Below are 19905 nucleotides of genomic sequence, written 5' to 3' on the forward strand. Positions count from 1 at the left end.
CGTTCGCAAGTACCTAGACCAGGGAGCCCCCCATGCTTTCGAACGCCATGAACCGTCGGACCTTCCTCAACGGGTCGCTGACCGTCGCCGCGACGGCCGCACTCGTCGGCGCCGGGACCGGAGCCGACGCGGCGGACCGCACCACCTCCGCGACCCCGCTGACCGGCCCGCTCCGGATCGACACCGGCCGGGTGTCGGGAGTGGCGTCCCTGGTCTCCGGCGTCACCGTTTTCAAGGGACTGCCGTACGCCGACACGACGGCGGGCTACAACCGCTGGCGCCCGCCGCAGCCGGCCAAGTCCTGGACGGGCGTGCGTGTCGCGGACACGTTCGGGGACATCTGCCCGCAGCAGACGATGGGTTCGGCCGCGGTCACGATGAGCGAGGACTGCCTCAACCTCAACGTCTGGACCGGAGCCGCGAGTTCACGGGAGAAGCGCCCTGTCCTGGTCTGGATCTACGGCGGCCGGTTCACCGGCGGGTACGCCTCCGACCCCGGCTTCGACGGCGCGGGCCTCGCCGCCAAGGGCCTGGTCGTGGTGACCCTCAACTACCGCACCGGCGCCTTCGGTTTCCTCTCCACCCCCGAACTCAGCGCCGAGTCCGGCCACCAGGCGTCCGGCAACTACGGTTTGCTCGACCAGATCGCGGCCCTGCGCTGGGTGCGCCGCAACATCACCGCGTTCGGCGGCGACCCGAACAGGGTGACCATCGCCGGCCAGTCGGCGGGCGGCGCCTCGGTCATGCACCTCATCTACTCCCCGCTCGCCAAGGGCCTGTTCCAGGGCGCGATCTCCGAGAGCGGCGGCGCCCGCGCCACCGGCGACCCCGAGATCGCCGCGCTGGCGGCGTCGTACCGCACCCTTGAGACCGCCGAGACCCAGGGCACCGCCTACGCCGAAGCCCTCGGCGCGACCACGCTCAGCGCGCTCCGCGCCGTGACGAGCGACAAGTTGATGGCGGGTCAGAACGCGAGCGACACCTCGGTGAGCGGACCGGTGAACGGCAACCCGCCCGAGTTCCGCCCCGTCCTCGACGGCTGGGTCAAGCCGTGGACCTACGAACAGGCCCTGGCGGGCGGGCACTTGAACGACGTACCCGTGCTGGCCGGTGGCAACAAGGACGAAAACGGCGCCTCCCCGAGCCCGACGGTGAAGCTCGCGGACTATCTCAGCACCGCGCAGAAGGAGTACGGCACGCTCGCCGACGAGTTCCTGAAGCTCTACCCCGCCACCACCGACACGGAGGCGGGCCAGGCCCGCAACGCCTGCGCCCGCGAGGGCTCGCGCGTCTCCGCCGACCTGTGGGCGGCCGAGTGGGCGAAGACGGCCAAGAGCCCCGTGTTCACGTACTACTGGGAGCACGTCCCGCCCACGGCGACCGGCCCCAACTCCCGTGGCGCCTACCACGGTTCGGAGATCAACTACGTCTTCGACAACCTCTACGCCACCGACCTGCCCTGGACCGACGCGGACCGCGCGGTCGCCGACACCCTGTCCGACTACGTGGTGAACTTCGCGACCCACGGCGACCCGGGCGGCCACGGCCTCACCCGCTGGCCCGCGGCGAACCACCGCTTCGCGACCACGATGGAACTGGGTGACCGGTTCGGCACGCTCGCCCTGGCGGACGCCGCCAAGGTGGACTTCTTCGAGCGGTTCTTCGCGGGCCAGAAGCGTTGGTGACCTCGGGCCGGTGAAGTACTCTCGTCGCCGTATCCGGGGTAAACGCACGCAGTAACTTACTTGAGTTACGCAACAATATGGTAAAGTGGGTCCCATGTCCACACCACCGGTCCCCACCGCCCCCGCCTCCCCGGAGGTGACCGAGATCGAGCGAGCCCTCACTCGGATCACCTACCTGAGCACCCGCGCCCGCCAGCACGACCGGCTCATGGCTCTCGCCGGGGTGCCCCTGGACCGTGCGGCGGTGGCGTTGCTGCGCCAGGTCGCCGACTCCGAGCCGCTGCGCCCGGGGGAGCTGGCGCACCGCCTCGGGGTCGAGGCCTCGCATGTGACACGGACCGTGCAGCAACTGCAGAAGTCCGGCTACGTCACCCGCGTGCCCGACCCCGACGACCGGCGGGCCCAGCGGATCGAGCTGACCGAGGCCGGACAGAAGGCCGTCGCCAGCGTCCGGGACGCGGGTGCGCGCGGAATGCAGATGGCCCTCGCGGAGTGGTCGACGGACGAACTGCAGCAACTGGCCACGCTGTTCCATCGCATGGTCGACGACTTCCTGAAGTACTCGATCGACGAGGACGGCGAGCAGGAGGTCGCGGCCCCGGCCGGCACCGCCTGAGCAATGGGTGCCGGGCGCGGAGTGCCGTTACGGGTCGCGCCGGCCTCAGCCGAGGTCGGCGACGATCTGCGGGAGGTCGGCCGTGGTGCGGATTCCGGGGGCCGCCGCGCAGACGAACGGCACGGCGTTCACCGCGCGGTTCGCGGTGTAGGAGGGGGACATCGCGGCCATCCGGTCGAGGGGCACGGGGAAGCGCAGGTCGATGTCGAGCGGTGCGTCCCCCTCGACCGCGACGTGCCAGCCGGTGGCGCGCAGGTCCCAGGCGGGGTCGAGGTCGGTGGTGCAGTACCAGTTGGCGCGGAACCGCAGCAGGGGATGCCCGTTCCGCAGGCCGGAGACGGTGATCCGTTGCGCGGCCACGGTGCCGGCCGGCAGGGTGCCCGCCGCGATCCGCGTCGTGTGCCGGGCGGTCGCGACCTCGCCGGTCGCCTCCACCGCGTCGAGCGGCATCCCGAGCGTCTCGGCCAGCAGCCGCAACGACGGGCCGAAGCTGTCGCGCAGTCCGGTCAGCCGCTGTGCGCCGAACTCGGCAGGGGGCTGCCCGAAGCCCATCATCTCGAACAGCAGCCCGGGGGAGTCCCGTTGGGAGAGGTCCGCGAACTCGTCGATCGTCAGGGCGTCCAGCCGCCGTTGGATCGAGGCGAGGGTGAGCGGCAGGGCCTCGGTGATGAATCCGGGGCTGCTGCCCGTGCTGTGGACAGAGGTCCCGCCCCGTTCGCACGCGTCCTCGATCCGCTTCCGTACCACCGGGTCGAGGCTGGGCGCGTGATGGAACTCGCCGCGCGTCGACACGACGTTCACACCTGCCGAGAGCAGCGTGCACACCTCGTCGAAATCACAGGCCCGCGGGGTGTAGAGGACGCAGTCGGCGCCGAGCGCGAGGATCTCGTCGAGGTCGTGCGTGGCGACGACGCCGGTCGTGCCGAGCTCGCCCCCACTCAACTCGCCCGCGTCCAGGCCCGACTTGGCCGGCGTGTGGACGTAGACGCCGGCCAAGGTGAGATTCGGATGCTCCCATACGGCACGCATCGTGCGGGCGCCGATGTTCCCCGTGGCCCACTGCACGACCCGGTAGCGCTGTACTCCGTGCCGTAGCGGCTCGGTCATCGCCCACCTCCCGTTGCGGTGGGCGAGAACCGTACTCTCCGCTATGGAGAGCGTCAATCACATCGTCGTCAGTTGCGCACCGGGACGCCCGAGAGGCCGCCGAGGCAGAACTGCCAGACCTCCTCGGCGGTGACCGCCGCCGTGTGGCTGCCGGCCGGAACTCCGTTGCCCTGTGCGACGAACATGACGGTCTGCATCAGGATCGACGCCTGCCGACGGGGCTTCCCGGCGGGGATGACGCCGGCGTCCTCGGCCTGCTCGACCAACTCCGTGAACACCGTGAGCAGCGGGAGGTGGGCGGTCGCCACCTGCGCGGGATGCTTCACGAGGAGTTGCAGCGCGAAGTCGCTGAACAGGGGGCGCTCCACACCGGGGTTGGAGAGCGACTGCTCGAACAACATCTTCACCGCGGTCCGCAGCGCCTCGAGCGGATCCGACTGGGAGCCGGCCGTCTCGCGGATCTCGGCCGCCGACTTGGACAGCGCGTCCTCGAACAGGGCGAGCAGCAGCTCGTGTTTGCCGTCGAAGTGCTGGTAGAAGCTGCGCAGTGACTGTTTGGAGCGGTCCACGATCTCCTGGACGGTGAAGTCCGTCGTCCGCTTCTCCGCGATGAGTTCCTGCGCCGCGTCCAGGAAGCGCTGCACACGCTGTTCGGCGCGGAGCTTGGCGGCACGGGTGGAACGCTCAACGGCGCGCTGGCGCCAGGCTGGTTGTTCTTCGGGGACAGCTGTCACATGAAGAACGATACTCCACTTCAGCGGTAACACTCCGGCTTCCCCTACCGAAGCCCACACCGCAAGTTTCGAGACCCTTACTTGCGTGAGATGAGAATGCTATTCTCACCTGCATTCGTGCGGGTTGGCAGGAGGTTCGTCTGACATGGCATGGGACTTTTCCACCGAGCCGGAGTTCGAGGAGAAGCTGGAGTGGATCAGACGGTTCCGCGCCGAGCGCGTGGAGCCCCTGGACCTGCTGTATCCGGACCGGGCGTACCACCCGCTCGACGACGAACTCGGCCCCGTGGTACGGACGTTGAAACAACAGGTCCGCGACGAGGGCCTGTGGGCACCGCACCTCGGCCCCGAGCTGGGCGGACGCGGCTTCGGCCAGGTCAAGCTGGCGCTCATCAACGAGATCCTGGGCCAGTCGAGTTGGGCCCCCGTCATCTTCGGCACGGCCGCTCCCGACACCGGAAACGCCGAGATCATCGCCCGATACGGCACCGAGGAGCAGAAGGAGCGCTATCTCCAGCCGCTGCTCGAAGGCGAGTGCTTCTCCTGCTTCTCCATGACCGAACCGCAGGCCGGCGCCGACCCCACGATGTTCACCACCCGCGCCGAGCGCGACGGCGACGACTGGGTCATCACCGGCCGCAAGTTCTTCTCCTCCAACGCGCGCACGTCGAAGTTCGTCATCGTGATGGCGGTGACGAACCCCGACGTCAGCCCGTACAAGGGCATGTCGATGTTCCTGGTGCCCAGCGACACCCCAGGCGTCCGCATCGAGCGCCACCTCGGCATCATGGGCGAGGCCACCGACGAGGGCATGCACGCGCTCATCGCCTACGACGGGGTCCGCGTCCCCGCCGACGCGCTGCTCGGCGGCGAGGGCCAGGCCTTCGCGATCGCCCAGACGAGGCTCGGCGGCGGCCGCGTCCACCACGCGATGCGGGTCGTGGGCCAGAGCCAGAAGGCGCTCGACATGATGGCCGAGCGGGCCCTGTCCCGCGAGACCCAGGGCAGCAGGCTCGCCGACAAGCAGCTCGTCCGCGCCGACCTCGCCGACTCCTACGCCCAACTGGCCCAGTTCCGGCTCTTCGTCCTCTACACCGCCTGGCAGATCGACCGGTACCAGGACTACAAGCGGGTCCGTAAGGACATCGCCGCCATCAAGTTCCTCACCCCGAAGGTGCTGCACGACATCGTGTACCGCTCGATGCATCTGCACGGCGCCCTCGGTGTGTCGAACGAAATGCCGTTCTCCGACATGTGGAACGGCGCCGCCGTCATGGCCGTCGTCGACGGCCCCACCGAGGTCCACAAGATCACGGTCGCCCGCGACGTCCTGCGCGGCTACGAAGCCGCCCCCGGCCTCTGGCCCACCCAGCACCTGCCCACCCGCCGCGAATGGGCCCGGAAGCAGTTGGAGGACCTGCTGTGACGCTCGCCAACACGGAATCCCTCGCCCGCTGGCTGGACGGCCAGGGCATCGCCCCCGGTGAACCCGTCGAGACGTCGTACATCTCCGGAGGCACCTCCAACGACATCTACGGCATCCGGCGCGGCGAGGTGAGCATGGTGCTGCGCAAACCGCCGGAGAAGGTTCCGCCGGGGCGCAACGAGACCATGCTCCGTGAGTACCGCGTTCTCAAGGCGCTCAACGGCACGGACGTCCCGCACCCCGAGGCGATCGCCGTCTGCGACGACACGAGCGTGCTCGGGTCCTGCTTCTATCTGATGGCCCATGTCGACGGCTGGTCGCCGATGAACTCCGGCGGCTGGCCCGAGCCCTTCCTCAGCGACCTGTCCGTGCGCCCCGGCCTCGCCTACCAACTCGTCGAGGGCATCGCCAAGTTGGGCAACGTGGACTGGCGGGCCCAGGGGCTTGAGGGCTTCGGCCGCCCCGACGGCTTCCACGACCGGCAGGTCGACCGCTGGCTCGCCCACCTCGCCAAGTTCAAGTTCCGTGAGATACCCGGCCTGGAGAAGGCCGCCTCCTGGCTGCGGGAACACCGTCCCGCCCACTGGACACCCGGCATCATCCACGGCGACTACCAGTTCGCCAACGTCATGTTCCGCCACGGCGCACCCGCCGAGCTCGCCGCCCTGGTCGACTTCGAAATGGCCACCGTGGGCGACCCGTTGCTCGACCTCGGCTGGGTGATCATGGGCTGGCCCGACGCCGACGAGGACCGCACCCAGAAGGGCTACGTCGACTACACCGGCATGCCCGACCGGGCCGACCTGCTGGAGCACTACGCCAAGGTCAGCGGCCGTGACGTCAGCGAGATCGACTACTACGTGATCCTCGCCCGCTTCAAGATGGCCGTCGTCCTCGAAGGCGGCTACGCCCGGCATATGAGGGGCGAAGGCGGCAACCCGAAGATGGCCCACTACGGCGACGTCGTCCTGCAGATGGCCGCACAGGCGGCCGAACTCGCCGCGACGACCCGGCTATGAGAGCCGCCCGCTGCAACGCCGTCGGCGGCCCGGTCGTCGTCGAGGACATCCCCGAACCACCCCTCCCCGGACCGGAGTCCGCCGAGAAGGAAGCCGGCATCCCGGTCGACGTGCACTACGCGGCCGTGAACTTCGCCGACGTCCTCGTGATCGACGGCGGCTACCAGGTGAAGGCGGAACCGCCCTTCACCCCCGGCAGCGAGTTCGCGGGCGAGGTCGCCGCGTCCGCGCACGGATTCGAGAAGGGCGAGCGGGTCTTCGGCTCCATGTTCGTCGGCGCCTTCGCCGAACGCGTCACCGCCCGCCCGGCCGGCCTCAGCCGCATCCCCGACGCAATCCCCACCGAACGCGCGGCCGCCTTCGGGGTCAGCCACGCCACCGCCTACGACGCACTCCGCCTGGTCGCCGACGTACGCCCGGGCGAGCGGGTCGCCGTCCTCGGCGCGGCCGGCGGCGTCGGCCTCGCGACCGTCGAACTCGCCGCCCTGCTCGGCGCGGAGGTCGTCGCCGTCGCCTCGACGGAGGAGAAACGGGCGGTGTGCGTCGAGCAGGGGGCGCGGGTGACCCTGCCGTACGACGATCTCAAGCGGGGCCTGCGGGACGCGGGCGGCGCCGATGTCGTGATCGACCCGGTCGGCGGGCCGTACGCGGAGGAGGCGTTGCGTGCCATGCGCTGGGGCGGACGGTTTGTGAGCGTGGGGTTCGCGAGCGGGGAGATCCCGCGTATCCCGCTCAATCTCCCGATGCTCAAAGGCGTCACCGTGCACGGCTTCGACCTCGGCGGCTGGGCGCGCCACCGCCGGGACGACCTGGTCGCCGCCCGCACCGAACTCCACGAACTGTTCGCCGCCGGGAAGATCCGGCCCCGCGTCCACGCCGTGTATCCGCTCGCCGAAGTCGCCGCCGCCCTCAGCCTGGGGCGCCGCGCCATCGGCAAGGTCCTTCTGGAGGTCGCGCATGGAGTTTGAGTTCGACGACGACCAGCGGCTGCTCCAGCGCGTGGTCCGCGAGACGGTCACCAAGTCACGAGCGCTGCCCGAAGAGCAACTCTGGGACACCTACCTGGAGTTGGGCTGGCTGGACGCCCCTCCGGTGGAACTCGCCATCATCCTGGAGGAGTTGGGCTACGCCGCCGACGCGACGCCCTTCCTCGCCACGTCGACCTGGTTCGCCCCGCTGGCCGGCCGGCTGCCCCGCGGCTCCGGCACCGGAGTCTTCGACGGAGCAGGACGGTTCGTCCTCGACGCCGACCGCGCCGACGAGATCGCCCTTCTCACCTCCGACGGCGTCGTCGTACGGGACGGAGCTGAACTCGCGGCCGAGCGGCTGTCCGTGTTCGACCCGACCCTGCACGTCGCCCGGGTGGACGTGCCCGACCTGGTCGCCGGAGTACCGGACCTGGCCCTGATGGGCCTGGCCGTGAGCACCGTCGGCAGTTGCCGGCGCATCCTCGACCTGGTCGTCGCCCATGTGAAGGAACGCCACCAGTTCGGCGTGCCCATCGGCTCGTTCCAGGCCGTCAAGCACAAGGCCGCCGACATGTACGTCGCCATCGAACGCGCCAAGGTGCTCGCCTACTTCTCCGCGCTCACCATCGCCGAGGACGACCCACGCCGCACCCGCGCCGCCGCGATGGCCAAGGCCGCCGCCGGAGACTGCCAACGAGTCTGCTTCCGCAACGGGTTCCAGCTCTTCGGCGCCATGGGCTACACGTGGGAGAACGAACTGCAGATCCATCTCAAGCGGGCCAAGGCCGGGGACCTGCTCCTCGGCACGGCGTCCGAGCACAGGAAGGCGCTGCTGGTATGAGGCTGGCCCCCGACCCCGAGGTCGAGAAGTTCCGCGCCGATTTCAGCGACTTCCTCGACGCCCATCTGCCCACCCCCGAAGAGGCCACGGACCGCTCCAAGTCCAGTGCGCACATACCCGATTGGGCCCGCCGCTGGCAGCGCAAACTCTTCGACGCCGGCTGGCTGCTGCCCGCCCAGCCGCCCGAGTACGGCGGCCGCAACGCCACCCTGCCCCAAGTCGTCGCCCACCTGGAGGAGTTGTCCCGGCGGCGGATCTACCACAGCTTCAACCCGCAGGGCCTCAACATCATCGCGGCCTCCCTGCTCACCTTCGGCACCGAGGAACAAAAACGCGACTGGGCGATCCCCCTGCTGCGCGCCGAGATCACCGCGTCGCTCGGCATGAGCGAGCCCGGGGCCGGTTCCGACCTGGCCGGGCTGCGCACCCGGGCGGTCCTCGAAGGCGACCACTTCGTCGTCAACGGGCAGAAAGTGTGGACCTCGGGCGCCCACGACGCCGACGTCCTGCTCACGTTCGTCCGCACCGACCCCGACGCGCCCAAGCACAAGGGGATCAGTGTCCTGCTCATCCCCACCGACTCCGCGGGCCTGGTCCGGCGGCCGTTCGGATCGATCGCCGCGCCCGACGACCTCGACTTCAACGAGGTGTTCTTCACCGACGTCCGCGTCCCGAAGGAGAACCTCGTCGGCCCCCTCAACGAGGGCTGGCGCGTGGCCAACGGCTCACTCGGCCACGAACGGACCCTGCTGTGGGTGCACTACGCCGAGCGGATGGACGGCCTGATCCAGGACGCGGCCTGCGACGAGGAGTGGTACGCGACGCTCCAAATGGATGTTCAGGCACTGCGGTTGCTCGGCTACCGGCTGCTCGCGCCCGACCGGAACCCGGTGGAGATCTCGGTACTCAAACTGCTCGGCTCCGAGGCCGCGCAGAACGCCGAACTGCACGCCCTCGAACATCACGGCGGCGAGGCGCTGCTGCATCCGGTGCAGACCGGGGCGTACACCCATATGAACCTGGCGACGTTCACCGCCAGTTGGTTCGAGCGGTACGCGCGCAGCTTCGGCGGGACCATCGCCGGCGGCACCTCCGAGATCCAGCGCAACATCATCGCCGAGCGGATCCTCGGCCTGCCCCGATAGAACCGACTCAGGACCGAATCGGAACCGAGTCAGAGCCGACAGAGGACGAGACGCATGGACGACATCCTGTACGAGGTCGACGACCGGGTGGGGATCATCACCCTCAACCGGCCCCAGGTCGCCAACGCGCAGAACGCGGAGCTGCTCGACGCGCTCGACGCGGCCTGGAGCCGGGCCGCGGCCGACGAGGACGTGAAGGTCGTACTCCTGAAGGCCAACGGCAAGCACTTCTCGTCGGGACACGACCTCAAGGACCGCTGGCCGGCGCCGAACGAGATCACCCTGGAGTGGATCTACAGCGCCGAGACCCGCCGGTACCTGGAGTACACCCTGCGCTGGCGCAACATACCCAAGCCGACGATCGCCGCCGTGCAGGGCAAGTGCATCGCGGGCGGACTGATGCTCTGCTGGCCCTGCGACCTGATCGTGGCCGCCGAGAACGCAGAGTTCTCGGACCCTGTCGTCCACATGGGCATCGGGGGAGTCGAATACCACGGCCACACCTGGGAGTTGGGCCCGCGCAAGGCGAAGGAGATCCTCTTCACCGGACGGGCCGTCACCGCCGAGGAGGCGGAGAAGGTCGGCATGGTCAACAAGGTCGTCCCCCTCGACCAACTGGGCACCGAAGCCCTTGAGTTGGCCCGCCAGATCGCCCGCATGCCGTCCTTCGGCCTCCGCCAGGCCAAGCGCGCCGTCAACCAGAGCCTCGACGTCCAGGGCTTCTACGCGGCCGTCCAGTCCGTCTTCGACATCCACGAGACGGGACACGGAAACGCGCTGAGCGTGAGCGGATACCCCATTCTCACCAAGCTCGACGCCATGAAGGAACGCCTCAAGGACCAGTAGGCAGGGTTCACGGGTGACCACAACCGCAGCACGCCGCGTCCCCTCGGCCAACCGAATCGGTTGACCGAGGGGACGCGGCATACCCACACCCTGACGGTGTCGACGACGTGCCCTCAGCCGCGCTCGTCGCGGAACACCTTCCCGCCCTTCATCACGAACCGCACATCCGCCGTCACGGAGACGTCCTCCAGCGGATTGCCGGGCACCGCGATCAGGTCGGCGAGCAGCCCCTCGGCGATACGGCCCCGGTCGTCGGCGTCGATCAGCTCCGCCGCGTTGACGGTCGCCGCCTGGAGCGCCTCCAGGGGAGTCATCCCGCGGTCGACCAGAGCGATCAGCTCCTGGGCGCCGCGGCCGTGCGGGATCGCCGGCGCGTCCGTGCCCAGCGCCATCCGGACACCCGCCTTGCCGGCCCTGGACACCACGGTCTTCGCCCGGGGAAAGATCTCGGCCGCCTTCTCCCGCAGTTCGGGCGCGGAACGGGACATGTCCATCCCCTCGATGAGAGCGGTCGTCGGCACCAGGAACGTGCCCCGCTCCGCCATCAGCGCGATGGTGTCGTCGTCGAGCAGGAAGCCGTGCTCGATGCAGTCGATGCCGGCCTCCACCGCCGAGCGGACGGCGTCGGCCCCATGGGTGTGGGCCGCCACCTTCAGTCCGCGCCGGTGCGCCTCGTCGACGATGGCCCGCAGCTCCTCGTCGGAGTAGTGCTGCGCGCCGGGGGTGCCCGTATGGGACATCACGCCCCCGGACGCGCAGACCTTGATGAGCCGTGCCCCGTGCTTGATCTGGTAACGGACTGCCTTGCGCACCTCGGAGACACCGTTGGCAATGCCCTCTTCCAGGGAGAGAGGCATGATTCCGGGGGCGTACGCGGCGAACATCGTGGGGTCCAGATGTCCGCCGGTCGGTGTGATGGCGTGTCCGGCCGGGACGATGCGCGGACCGTCGATCCAGCCGGCGTCGATGGCCTTCGCCAGCGCGACGTCCAGCAGATAGCCGCCCGTCTTCACGAACAGGCCGAGGTTCCTGACCGTGGTGAACCCCGCGCGCAGGGTCCGCCGGGCATTGCCCACCGCACGGAGCATCCGCAGCGGGGGATCGTCCTGGACGGGGGAGAGCGCCAGCGTCTCTCCCCGGCCGCCCATCAGGAGGTTGACCTCCATGTCCATGAGACCGGGCAGGAGAGTGACGTCACCGAGATCGAGAACCTCGCCCTCGCCGGTGCCCGCGCCGGGCGCGATACGGTCGCCGTCGACCGTGATCACGCCCGGCTCCTCCAACTCGCCCGTCTCCACGTGCAGTACACGCGCCGCTTTGAGCGTGAGCACGAGGGATCACACCTTCGGTTCGACGACGAGGTCCATGTAGGCGGCCCCGCTGTCCGGCACCCGGGCCTGCTTCCAGACCTCGACCGGGAACGACACGTTCACCAGGGAGAACATCAGGAGCAGCAAGTTGCGCTCCTGCTCCGGCAGTTCGGCCAGCGGGAACTTGTCGAGGTGGTCGGAGGCCTGCTCCAGCAGCGGGAACGCGGCGTCGTAGAAGGCCTGCATCTCCTCCATGGAGCTGGCCAGGCGCTTGCTGTAGCGGTCGCGCTCGGACTCCAGGACCCACTCGCTGAACGGTTCGAGGGCCGCGAACTCACTGGGCAGCATCGGTGTGCTCCTTGACGTAGTCGGCGACCGTCTTGTGCAGATGGCGGAGCAGCAACTCCTGGTCGCAGAGCGGGAAATCGGTGACGACCCGGCTCTTGAGCATCGTCTGGGTGGCTTCCAGCGTGTTGCCGTCCTGGAGGGCGTACTCCTTGAACGTCACCGCCGCCAGCTCCTGCTTCAGCCGTTCGCGTGCCGTCTTGGCGGGCACGAAGTACAGGTTGGCCTCGAAGATGTGCTTGTCGACCGCCGTCGGCCAGTAGTGGTACGTCAGATACCAGCCGGGCTTCCAGATCAGCAGGGTCATGTTGGGGAAGAACTCGAAGGAGTCGTTGCCCCACGCGCGGTGCCCGCCAGGATTGAGGCCGGGGGGCAGAGGGTCGAGGCCCTCGATGTCGGGCGCCTCCCACGGGCCGAACAGGCCGCTGCGCAGCACGCGTTCGATGGGCTTGACGATGGTCAGGTCCTTGGGCGGCGACATGCCTCCCCAGGAGGAGATCATCGAGTGCGGGGGGTGGATCTCGTAGTGCAGCGCCTCGTACCCGACGTTGAAGAGCTTGTCGGCCTCGTCCTTGACGGCCTGCTTCATGTGCAGGACGGGCGCGTGGTAGAACTCCGCGAACGCGTCGATGAACAGCTTCCAGTTGCTGCCGATCTCGGCCTTGTAGGTGAAGACCTCGGTCATCTCGTGGAAGGGGTAGCCCTCCAGGCCCTTGGCGAACTCGCCGAGGTACTCCTTCAGCGGCTGGGCGTCGGGGTCGAGGTTGACGAAGATGAACCCCTCCCAGACCTCGCAGCGGACCAGCTTGAGGCCGTAGTCCGCCTTGTCCAGGTCGAAGAACTCCTTCTCCTGCTGGACGAAGGTCAGATCGCCGTCGAGGCTGTAGCGCCAGGCGTGGTACTTGCAGGTGAACTGGCGGCAGGTGCCCTTGACCTCCTCGCCCGGGTAGTCGTTCCACACGAGCTTGTTGCCGCGGTGGCGGCAGACGTTGTGGAAGGCGCGGATCTCCTTGTCCTTGCCCCGCACGATCACCAGTGAGGTGTCGGCGACGGCCAGCTCCTTCGTGAAGTAGCTGCCGACCTTGGGGACCTGCTCGACCCGCCCGACGTTCAGCCAGGTCTTCTTGAAGATCGCCTCCTTCTCCGCCTCGTAGTACGCGGGGTCGATGGAGTCCTCGTAGTTGACCGGGCTGGTGCCCAGCTCGGGGTAGTTCTCGGTCCAGCTTCCGGCCGCCGGCTTGGCGAAGTGTGGCATGGGATCACCCCTCTCGCTTGTGAGAATACCATTCTCGTTTTGGGAAACTGAAGTTCTCGTCCGAGATCACGGGGTCGAGTTCCACGCCGAAGGTGTTGAGGGCCATCGTGAGCATCGTGTAGGCGCCGATGGTGAAGACCAGGTCCATGAGCTGACGTTCGTCCAGGTCGACGGCGAGCGCCGCGTAGGTCGCGTCCGACAGGCCCGAGTCGGTGTCCAGTTCGTCCACCGCGCGGTTGAGCAACGTGTCGGCGCCGGTGCGGACTTCCTCGATCTCGGCTTCGGTCACCCCGAACTTCCGGCCGATCAGGACGTGGCTGGCCCACTCGTACTTGCTGCCCCGCCGCCAGGCCACCCGCATGACGGCCAGTTCGCGGACGCGCACCGGCAGGGTCGAGGTGTTGAGGTGCATGTTGAACGTCAGGAACGCCCGGGCCAGGGCCGGATGCCGCTGGAAGATCCCCAGGACGTTGGCCTCCGGCAGCTTCCTGGGGTGGTTGATGACCGAGAACAGGTCGTGGTCCCACTCGTCGTACGGCACGGGGGAGATGCGGACGGGGTTCTCGGGGGTGCTCCCGCCGTTCTCGCGGTGGCCGGTCGGGCTCTCACCGTGCTCGCTCATGTGTTCCGACCGCCGTTCACGCCCAGGATCTGGCCTGTGATGTAGCCGGCCTCCTCGGAGGCGAGGAAGGAGCAGGCCGCCGCGATGTCCTCGGGGCGCCCGACCCGTCGTACCGGAGTGCGCTGGATGTGCTCCTCGACCGTCCCGCCGAGCAGTCGGCGCTCCTCCGAGCGGCGCAGCATGGGGGTGTCGATGAAGCCGGGCGGCACCGCGTTCACGGTGATGCCCTGCGGGCCCAGTTCCAGGGCCAGCGCCTTGGTGAGGCCGTTGACCGCCGACTTGGCCGCCACGTAGTGCGTCATGAACGGCTGGCCCGAGTGCGCGCTGGACGAGGAGATGTTGACGATCCGCCCCCAGCCGGCCTCCACCATGTCCGGCAGGACGGCCTGGACGCAGTGGAAGACGCCGTTGAGGTTGACGTCGACGACCCGCTGCCAGGCCTCGAACGTGAGGTTGGCGAAGCGCTTGTAGCCCTCCATTCCCGCCGCGTTGACCAGAACCGTGACCGGACCGAGCTGCTCCCGGACCTCGGCCAGCGCCTCGTCCACCTGGGCCCGGTCGGAGACGTCGGCCTTTCGGGAGAAGCCCCTGTCGGACGGATTGAGGTCGAGGGTGGCGACCTGCAGACCGTCGGCCTCCAGGCGCTGTGCGATGGCCAGTCCGATGCCGGAGCCGCCGCCTGTGACGAGGGCTGTCCTCATGCCGGAACCCCCTTCGTCTCGATCATGAAAATCTCCCTTCCGGATCTGAGAAGCGTATTCTCGTCTCCCGTGCTTCCGGAAGTCCCCCGCAGGCGGGGGCTGTTCGCCGCCCTCCGTGCACCTGCCACCCAACCGGCCAGGATGACATTCTCGCTTCCGGATGGTTGATTCGCGTATAAGGAGAATGTAGTTTCCGCTTCATTGGAGCAAGCCGCCCATCCATGCGAGGAGAACAGGATGCGGTTCCAGGACAAGGTGGCGATCGTCACCGGAGCGGGACAGGGAATCGGCGAGGACTACGCCCGGGCGCTGGCCGCCGAAGGGGCACGGGTCGTGGTCGCGGACATCAACGAGGAGCAGGGGCAGCGGGTCGCCAAGGAGCTGGGGGAGTCCGCGCTCTTCGTCAAGGTCGACGTCGGAGACCCCGCCTCGGCCGACGCGCTGGCCGCCGCCACCGTCGCCGAGTTCGGCCGCATCGACTACCTGATCAACAACGCCGCGATCTACCACAGCATGCGGCGCGAGGGCCTCACCACCGTCGACCTCGACTATCTCAACCGTTTCATCCAGGTGAACCTGATGGGCGCCCTGTACGTCACCCGGGCCGCCGTCCCGCACATGAGCGAGGGCGGCGCGATCGTCAACCAGTCCTCCGCCGCCGCCTACATGGCCAGCGGCTACTACGGTCTGGCCAAGATCGGCATCAACCACCTCACCGCGTCCCTCGCCGCCGAACTCGGCGGCCGGGGCATCCGCGTCAACGGCATCGCCCCCGGCCCCACCGACACCGAGGCCACGGCGACCGTCGTACCGGTCGAGTTCCAGGACCGGATGACCCAGGCCCTCGCCATCAAACGGATGGGCACCCCCGGCGACCTGACCCCCACCGTGCTCTTCCTGCTCTCCGACGACGCCGGCTGGCTCACCGGACAGACCATCAGCGTGGACGGCGGACAGGTGGTGCGGCTGTGACCCGCCTTCTCATCAACGGCCAACTGGTCGACGCGGAGCGGACGTTCCCCTCCCTCAACCCCGCCACGGGCGAGGTGTACGGCAACGCCCCCGACGCCACCACCGCCCAGGCCGAGGCCGCCGTAGCAGCCGCCCGCACAGCCTTCGACACCACCGCCTGGGCCACCGACGTACAGCTACGCATCCGCTGTCTCGACCAACTGCACCAGGCGCTCCTCGACCACGTCGAGGAACTGCGCGAGCTGACGATCGCCGAGGTCGGCGCGCCCCGCATGCTCACCTACGGCCCCCAACTCGACGACCCCGTCAAGCTGGTGCGCTTCTACGCCGACCTGCTGCGCAAGTACCCGCTGACCGAGGAGCTGGGCGAGGTAGAGATCCGGGGCCAGCGTCACCGCCGTTGGGTGGAGAAGGAGGCCGCCGGGGTCGTCACCGCGATCATCGCCTACAACTACCCGAACCAACTGGCCCTCGCCAAGCTCGCCCCCGCCCTCGCGGCCGGCTGCACGGTCGTCCTCAAGGGCGCCCCGGACACCCCGCTGACCACCCTGTTCCTCGGCCGACTCATCGCCGAGCACACGGACTTCCCGCCCGGCGTGGTCAACGTCCTCACCTCCTCCGGCGCCGAGGTCGGCGAGGCGCTCACCACGCACCCCGACGTCGACATGATCACCTTCACCGGTTCCACCGCGACCGGCCGCCGCATCATGGAGGCCGCCAGCCGCACGGTGAAGAAGGTCTTCCTCGAACTCGGCGGGAAATCCGCCATGATCGTCCTCGACGACGCCGACTTCGCCACCGCCGCCATGTTCGCGGCCGGCACCATCTGCTCCCACTCCGGGCAGGGTTGCGCGCTCACCTCACGGCTGCTCGTGCCCAGGGAGCACCACGACGAGCTCGTCGAGAAGGTCGCGGCGGGCCTCGCCCGTATCCCGCTCGGCGACCCAGCCGACCCCAAGACCTTCGCGGGCCCGCTCATCAGCGAACGCCAGCGCGACAAGGTCGACGGAATGGTGCAGAGGGCCGTCGCGGCAGGCGCGAACCTCGTCACCGGCGGCGAGAAGGTCGATCCCGGCTTCTTCTACAAGCCGACGCTCCTCAGCAACGTCGACCCGGACAGCGAGATCGCCCAGGACGAGGTCTTCGGACCCGTCCTCGTCGTCATTCCCTACGACGACGATGACGACGCCGTGCGCATCGCCAACAACTCCGTCTTCGGCCTCTCCGGCGGTATCCAGAGCGCCGACGACGAGCGGGCCATCGCCCTCGCACGCCGGATCCGCACCGGCACCTTCAGCATCAACGGCGGCAACTACTTCGCCGCGGACGTGCCGTTCGGCGGATACAAGCAGTCCGGCATCGGCAGGGAGAGCGGTGTTCCCGGACTGGAGGAGTTCCTGGAGTACAAATCCTTCGCGGTCGTGGTCCGGTCATGATGCCGCTCGCAGGGATCCGTGTCCTCGAAGTCGCCATGTACGGCTTCGTCCCCTCGGCGGGAGCCGTCCTCTCCGACTGGGGAGCGGACGTCATCAAGGTCGAGCACGCCGTCACCGGCGACCCGCAACGCGGCCTCCGCCAGACCGGCACGATGCGCGTCGAGGGCGACCCCAACCCCAACGTCGAGCACGCCAACCGAGGCAAGCGCAGCCTCGGCCTCGACATCTCCAAACCCGAGGGAAAGGAGGTGCTGTACGAACTGGCCCGGCACGCGGACGTGTTCCTGACCAGCTTCCTTCCCGGCCACCGGGACAGGTTCGGCATCGACGTCGACGACATCCGTAGCGTCAACCCCCGCATCGTCTACGCCCGGGGCAGCGCCTTCGGGCCGCGCGGACCGGAGGCGGTAAAGGGTGGCTACGACATGACGGCGTTCTGGGCCCGCGCCGGCACCGCCGCGAGCATCACCCCCGAAGGCACCGACGGCATCATCAACCCGCCCTCGCCCGCCTACGGCGACACCATCTCCGGCACCAACCTCGCCGGCGGCATCGCGGCCGCGCTCCTCAAACGCGAGCGCACCGGCGAACCCTCGGTCGTGGACGTCTCCCTGCTCGGCAGCGGCCTGTGGGCGATGGGCCACGCCACCGCGCTCTCCCTGCACCTCGGCAAGCCCTGGCTCCCGCCGCCCGTGGGCACCCACGGTTCCGTGGCGAACCCCCTGTCCGGGCTCTACGAGACCTCCGACGGCCACCATCTGGCGTTCGTCATGATGCAGCCCGGCAAGTTCTGGGCCGATGTGTGCCGGCACATCGACCGCCCCGAACTCGTCGACGACCCCCGCTTCGACACCGCCGAGCACCTGGTCGCGAACACGGCGGAGGCCGTCAAGATCCTCCGTGAGGTCCTCGCCACCCGCACCCTCGCGGAGTGGAGCCGGCGCTTCGCCACCCTGGCCGGCCCATGGGCCCCCGTGCAGAACTCCCTGCAAGTGGGCGACGACCCGCAGATCAGGGCGAACGAGTACCTGCTCCCGGCAGGAGAGCTCGAACTCGTCTCCAGCCCCGTGCAGTTCGACGTACAGCCCCCGCACCTCGCACCCGCACCCGAGTTCGCCGCCCAGACCGAGGAGATCCTCCTCGAACTGGGCCTGGACTGGGACCGCATCATCGCGCTCAAGGCCGCCGGCGCGGTCACCTGATCACCCGACAGCGAGACTCACATTCTCAACGAGGAGAACCGATGAGACGCTTGCTCATCCCCGCGCTGGTCCTGGCCCTCGCGGCCGCGGCGGGATGTTCCGGCCGCACCAAGTCCGCGGACACCACCAGCCCTTCGACCACCGGAGCCGCCGACACCGCGACGGCCGACTTCGGCACCCTGAAGTCCGTCTGCGGCAAGGGCACGGCCAAGACCGTCACCAGCCAGGGCGTCACCGCCACCGACATCAAGGTCGGCGTCTTCACCGACGTCGGGTTCACCAAGAACCCGGAGTTCGAGAACGCGGCCAAGGTCTTCAGCTCATGGTGCAACGCCGCCGGCGGCATCAACGGACGCAAGATCACGCCCGTGTCGCACGACGCCCAGCTCATGCAGGTCAACCAGCAGATGATCTCGGCCTGCCGCACCGACTTCTTCGAGGTGGGCGGCGGTGCCGCCCTCGACGGCCTGGGCGTCAAGACCCGCCTGAAGTGCCTGCTCCCCGAGTTCCCGGCACAGGTCACCTCCGAACTCGGCGCGGACCTCCAGGTGATGACCCAGGGCGCCTCCACCGGCTACTCGCCCTACGCCGGCTACTACTCCTGGCTGCTCAAGGAGGCGTACCCGGCCTCGGCGAGCGGCGTCGGCATCATCACCGGAGACGTGCCCGTCACCAAGGCCCTCGCCGCGCAGGACAAGGAAGTCCTCACCGCGATGGGCGGCAAGGTCACCTACTCCGACCTCTACCCCGCCCAGGGCGTCTCCGACTGGACGCCGTACGCCCAGTCCATCAAGACGAAGAAGGTCAAGGGACTCGTCTTCCTGGGGGACTTCACCCAACTGGCGAAGCTGGAGCAGGCGCTCACCAACATCGACTACAAGCTCGACTGGATCGACTCCAACAACAACGCCTACGGCCCCGCCTTCCTCAAGCTGGCCGACACCGCTCTGAGCGCGCAGACCAACTTCGCCTCCATCGACGGCACTTACCCGTTGGAGAAGGCCGACGACAACCCGGCCACCAAGGAAATGGTCGCCCTGTTCAAGAAGTACGCGCCCGACGCGCAGATCACCCTGCCCGCCGTGCACGCCTTCTCCAGTTGGCTGCTGTTCGCCACCGCCGCCCGCGACTGCGCCGAACTGACCCGCAGTTGTGTCCTGGCGAACGCCAAGAAGCAGACCGAGTGGACCGGAGGAGGGCTCCAGGCCCCGGTGAACCTGTCCTCGCCCGACGAGCCCGTGAAGTGCTTCAACGTCGAGAAGGCCACCACCAGCGGCTGGGTGCCTGCGGACTTCAAGCCCACCGAAGGCGCCTACCGCTGTGACGCGCCCGTCTACAAGTTCACGGGCAACTACGGCAAGCCGGTCACGCTCGCGGACGTCGGCAAGTCGCTGTCCGACCTCAAGTAGGCACACCTCGTCCCCCGTTCACCGCGGCAGGAAGGAAGGACCGTGAAGGTACGAGTCGACCCCGAGCGCTGCCAGGGCCACACGCTCTGCGCGATGCACGCTCCGGACAGCTTCGAACTCAGCGAGATCGACGGGCACTCCTCGGTCATCGACGAGGACGTCCCCGCCGACCAGGAGAGTGCCGTGCGTGAAGCGGTCCTGTCCTGCCCGGAACGGGCGATCTCTCTCATCTCCTGACCCCCACCTCAGCCACCGAGCAGGAGAGG

The 19905-nt window shown here is 68.7% G+C and carries 20 protein-coding genes; 13 read left to right on the forward strand and 7 right to left on the reverse strand.

The features are described 5' to 3' along the window. The first annotated feature begins 32 nt into the window (after nucleotides 1-32). Together AB0M63_RS27895 and AB0M63_RS27900 are read left to right on the forward strand one after the other, a co-directional pair. Nucleotides 33-1685 carry a carboxylesterase family protein gene (locus AB0M63_RS27895; protein WP_366021359.1) on the forward strand — a complete coding sequence of 551 codons (1653 nt, stop codon included), beginning with the start codon at nucleotides 33-35 and terminating at the stop codon, nucleotides 1683-1685. Between the two features lie 94 nt (nucleotides 1686-1779). After that, nucleotides 1780-2301, forward strand: coding sequence for a MarR family transcriptional regulator (locus tag AB0M63_RS27900; protein WP_355916174.1), 522 nt, complete (start codon nucleotides 1780-1782; stop codon nucleotides 2299-2301). A 45-nt stretch (nucleotides 2302-2346) separates the two neighbouring features. Here the strand turns inward: AB0M63_RS27900 and AB0M63_RS27905 are convergent, their stop codons facing one another. Both AB0M63_RS27905 and AB0M63_RS27910 read right to left on the reverse strand, forming a co-directional pair. Then, complete coding sequence (locus AB0M63_RS27905; RefSeq protein ID WP_366021360.1) at nucleotides 2347-3408, reverse strand: dihydrodipicolinate reductase; 1062 nt, start codon at nucleotides 3406-3408, stop codon at nucleotides 2347-2349. Between the two features lie 68 nt (nucleotides 3409-3476). Beyond that, nucleotides 3477-4142: a TetR/AcrR family transcriptional regulator gene (locus tag AB0M63_RS27910; protein ID WP_355916168.1), complete on the reverse strand. Its 666-nt coding sequence runs from the start codon at nucleotides 4140-4142 to the stop codon at nucleotides 3477-3479. Nucleotides 4143-4287: 145 nt separating this feature from the next. Between AB0M63_RS27910 and AB0M63_RS27915 the strand changes: the two genes are divergently transcribed. Genes AB0M63_RS27915 through AB0M63_RS27940 form a run of 6 tightly spaced genes read left to right on the forward strand, consistent with a single transcriptional unit; the run spans nucleotide 4288 to nucleotide 10387 of the window. Next, nucleotides 4288-5568, forward strand: a complete 1281-nt coding sequence (locus tag AB0M63_RS27915; protein ID WP_366021361.1) for an acyl-CoA dehydrogenase family protein — start codon at nucleotides 4288-4290, stop codon at nucleotides 5566-5568. Continuing rightward, on the forward strand, nucleotides 5565-6587 hold the full coding sequence (locus AB0M63_RS27920) for a phosphotransferase family protein (RefSeq protein ID WP_366021362.1): 1023 nt from the start codon (nucleotides 5565-5567) through the stop codon (nucleotides 6585-6587). The genes AB0M63_RS27915 and AB0M63_RS27920 overlap by 4 nt, the downstream gene beginning before the upstream one ends. Beyond that, on the forward strand, nucleotides 6584-7555 hold the full coding sequence (locus AB0M63_RS27925) for an NADPH:quinone oxidoreductase family protein (protein ID WP_366021363.1): 972 nt from the start codon (nucleotides 6584-6586) through the stop codon (nucleotides 7553-7555). Before AB0M63_RS27920 ends, AB0M63_RS27925 begins: the two co-directional genes overlap by 4 nt. After that, entirely contained in the window at nucleotides 7545-8396 is an 852-nt protein-coding gene (locus AB0M63_RS27930) for an acyl-CoA dehydrogenase (protein ID WP_366021364.1), read from the forward strand. Before AB0M63_RS27925 ends, AB0M63_RS27930 begins: the two co-directional genes overlap by 11 nt. Next, entirely contained in the window at nucleotides 8393-9541 is a 1149-nt protein-coding gene (locus AB0M63_RS27935) for an acyl-CoA dehydrogenase family protein (RefSeq protein ID WP_366021365.1), read from the forward strand. The genes AB0M63_RS27930 and AB0M63_RS27935 overlap by 4 nt, the downstream gene beginning before the upstream one ends. Before the next feature lie 54 nt (nucleotides 9542-9595). Further along, nucleotides 9596-10387, forward strand: coding sequence for an enoyl-CoA hydratase (locus AB0M63_RS27940; protein ID WP_366021366.1), 792 nt, complete (start codon nucleotides 9596-9598; stop codon nucleotides 10385-10387). 113 nt (nucleotides 10388-10500) lie between these two features. On the opposite strand, the gene AB0M63_RS27945 is transcribed toward AB0M63_RS27940, so the two are convergent. The 5 genes from AB0M63_RS27945 to AB0M63_RS27965 are packed head-to-tail and all read right to left on the reverse strand — an operon-like array spanning nucleotide 10501 to nucleotide 14620. Continuing rightward, entirely contained in the window at nucleotides 10501-11718 is a 1218-nt protein-coding gene (locus AB0M63_RS27945; protein ID WP_366021367.1) for an amidohydrolase family protein, read from the reverse strand. Nucleotides 11719-11724: 6 nt separating this feature from the next. Continuing rightward, complete coding sequence (locus AB0M63_RS27950) at nucleotides 11725-12045, reverse strand: hypothetical protein (RefSeq protein ID WP_355916144.1); 321 nt, start codon at nucleotides 12043-12045, stop codon at nucleotides 11725-11727. Continuing rightward, nucleotides 12032-13297, reverse strand: coding sequence for an aromatic ring-hydroxylating dioxygenase subunit alpha (locus AB0M63_RS27955; RefSeq protein ID WP_355916141.1), 1266 nt, complete (start codon nucleotides 13295-13297; stop codon nucleotides 12032-12034). Before AB0M63_RS27955 ends, AB0M63_RS27950 begins: the two co-directional genes overlap by 14 nt. 4 nt (nucleotides 13298-13301) lie before the next feature. Further along, complete coding sequence (locus AB0M63_RS27960) at nucleotides 13302-13919, reverse strand: carboxymuconolactone decarboxylase family protein (protein WP_366021368.1); 618 nt, start codon at nucleotides 13917-13919, stop codon at nucleotides 13302-13304. After that, on the reverse strand, nucleotides 13916-14620 hold the full coding sequence (locus tag AB0M63_RS27965) for an SDR family NAD(P)-dependent oxidoreductase (protein WP_366021369.1): 705 nt from the start codon (nucleotides 14618-14620) through the stop codon (nucleotides 13916-13918). Before AB0M63_RS27965 ends, AB0M63_RS27960 begins: the two co-directional genes overlap by 4 nt. A 237-nt stretch (nucleotides 14621-14857) precedes the next feature. Here AB0M63_RS27965 and AB0M63_RS27970 point away from each other — a divergent pair, with 237 nt between their 5' ends. Genes AB0M63_RS27970 through AB0M63_RS27990 form a run of 5 tightly spaced genes read left to right on the forward strand, consistent with a single transcriptional unit; the run spans nucleotide 14858 to nucleotide 19876 of the window. Next, the gene (locus tag AB0M63_RS27970; RefSeq protein ID WP_355916132.1) at nucleotides 14858-15592 is read left to right on the forward strand and encodes an SDR family oxidoreductase; all 735 of its coding nucleotides are present in this window, start codon (nucleotides 14858-14860) and stop codon (nucleotides 15590-15592) included. Then, nucleotides 15589-17028: an aldehyde dehydrogenase family protein gene (locus tag AB0M63_RS27975; protein ID WP_366021370.1), complete on the forward strand. Its 1440-nt coding sequence runs from the start codon at nucleotides 15589-15591 to the stop codon at nucleotides 17026-17028. The genes AB0M63_RS27970 and AB0M63_RS27975 overlap by 4 nt, the downstream gene beginning before the upstream one ends. Next, entirely contained in the window at nucleotides 17025-18230 is a 1206-nt protein-coding gene (locus AB0M63_RS27980; RefSeq protein ID WP_355916127.1) for a CoA transferase, read from the forward strand. Before AB0M63_RS27975 ends, AB0M63_RS27980 begins: the two co-directional genes overlap by 4 nt. A 41-nt stretch (nucleotides 18231-18271) precedes the next feature. After that, on the forward strand, nucleotides 18272-19639 hold the full coding sequence (locus tag AB0M63_RS27985) for an ABC transporter substrate-binding protein (protein WP_366021371.1): 1368 nt from the start codon (nucleotides 18272-18274) through the stop codon (nucleotides 19637-19639). Nucleotides 19640-19681: 42 nt separating this feature from the next. Then, nucleotides 19682-19876, forward strand: coding sequence for a ferredoxin (locus AB0M63_RS27990; RefSeq protein ID WP_355916121.1), 195 nt, complete (start codon nucleotides 19682-19684; stop codon nucleotides 19874-19876). Nucleotides 19877-19905: the final 29 nt, after the last annotated feature.

Origin of the sequence: Streptomyces sp. NPDC051576, assembly GCF_040681835.1 — a bacterium.
Lineage (GTDB): Bacteria > Actinomycetota > Actinomycetes > Streptomycetales > Streptomycetaceae > Streptomyces.

Excerpts from the sequence above, each read along its gene's own strand:
- AB0M63_RS27895 (WP_366021359.1), top strand. The coding sequence starts at position 33 with ATGCTTTCGAACGCCATGAACCGTCGGACCTTCCTCAACGGGTCGCTG.
- AB0M63_RS27900 (WP_355916174.1), top strand. The coding sequence starts at position 1,780 with ATGTCCACACCACCGGTCCCCACCGCCCCCGCCTCCCCGGAGGTGACC.
- AB0M63_RS27905 (WP_366021360.1), bottom strand. The coding sequence starts at position 3,408 with ATGACCGAGCCGCTACGGCACGGAGTACAGCGCTACCGGGTCGTGCAG.
- AB0M63_RS27915 (WP_366021361.1), top strand. The coding sequence starts at position 4,288 with ATGGCATGGGACTTTTCCACCGAGCCGGAGTTCGAGGAGAAGCTGGAG.
- AB0M63_RS27925 (WP_366021363.1), top strand. The coding sequence starts at position 6,584 with ATGAGAGCCGCCCGCTGCAACGCCGTCGGCGGCCCGGTCGTCGTCGAG.
- AB0M63_RS27930 (WP_366021364.1), top strand. The coding sequence starts at position 7,545 with ATGGAGTTTGAGTTCGACGACGACCAGCGGCTGCTCCAGCGCGTGGTC.
- AB0M63_RS27935 (WP_366021365.1), top strand. The coding sequence starts at position 8,393 with ATGAGGCTGGCCCCCGACCCCGAGGTCGAGAAGTTCCGCGCCGATTTC.
- AB0M63_RS27940 (WP_366021366.1), top strand. The coding sequence starts at position 9,596 with ATGGACGACATCCTGTACGAGGTCGACGACCGGGTGGGGATCATCACC.
- AB0M63_RS27950 (WP_355916144.1), bottom strand. The coding sequence starts at position 12,045 with ATGCTGCCCAGTGAGTTCGCGGCCCTCGAACCGTTCAGCGAGTGGGTC.
- AB0M63_RS27955 (WP_355916141.1), bottom strand. The coding sequence starts at position 13,297 with ATGCCACACTTCGCCAAGCCGGCGGCCGGAAGCTGGACCGAGAACTAC.
- AB0M63_RS27960 (WP_366021368.1), bottom strand. The coding sequence starts at position 13,919 with ATGAGCGAGCACGGTGAGAGCCCGACCGGCCACCGCGAGAACGGCGGG.
- AB0M63_RS27965 (WP_366021369.1), bottom strand. The coding sequence starts at position 14,620 with ATGAGGACAGCCCTCGTCACAGGCGGCGGCTCCGGCATCGGACTGGCC.
- AB0M63_RS27970 (WP_355916132.1), top strand. The coding sequence starts at position 14,858 with ATGCGGTTCCAGGACAAGGTGGCGATCGTCACCGGAGCGGGACAGGGA.
- AB0M63_RS27980 (WP_355916127.1), top strand. The coding sequence starts at position 17,025 with ATGATGCCGCTCGCAGGGATCCGTGTCCTCGAAGTCGCCATGTACGGC.
- AB0M63_RS27985 (WP_366021371.1), top strand. The coding sequence starts at position 18,272 with ATGAGACGCTTGCTCATCCCCGCGCTGGTCCTGGCCCTCGCGGCCGCG.